The organism is Winogradskyella ouciana, from assembly GCF_009709615.1.
In the GTDB taxonomy this organism is placed as follows: domain Bacteria; phylum Bacteroidota; class Bacteroidia; order Flavobacteriales; family Flavobacteriaceae; genus Winogradskyella; species Winogradskyella ouciana.
This window is the reverse complement of sequence record NZ_WJYA01000129.1, coordinates 1-268: the sequence shown is the minus strand read 5'-3', so window position 1 is coordinate 268 and position 268 is coordinate 1. Positions and strand designations below refer to the sequence as shown.

The 268-nt window shown below is 66.0% G+C and carries 1 protein-coding gene; it reads right to left on the bottom strand.

Translation table 11 applies throughout. The annotated features are described in order from the left end of the window. Positions 1 to 10: 10 nt before the first annotated feature. Positions 11 to 268 (bottom strand): chaplin (locus F1003_RS18790; protein WP_497986930.1); only part of this gene is annotated, 258 nt, incomplete at its 5' end.

Here is a 268-nt window from a genome sequence, read left to right as displayed (position 1 = left end):
AGGCACCGCGTCAGTCGTTGACGCAGGTGTTGCCAAAGGCAGGGTTCAGCAGCCCGATGATGTCAATCGTGTTGCCGCACAGGTTGATCGGCACGTGGATCGGGATCTGGACGGCGTTGCCCGAAATGACGCCCGGGGAGTTCAGGGCGGCGCCCTGCGTCCCCGCGTCGGCGACGGCGATGCCCGCGCCGGCGAGCACCAGACCACCGGTGGCAGCCGCGGCGGCGACGACCTTCTTGATCATTATTCCTCCTTGTTGGCAATGCGG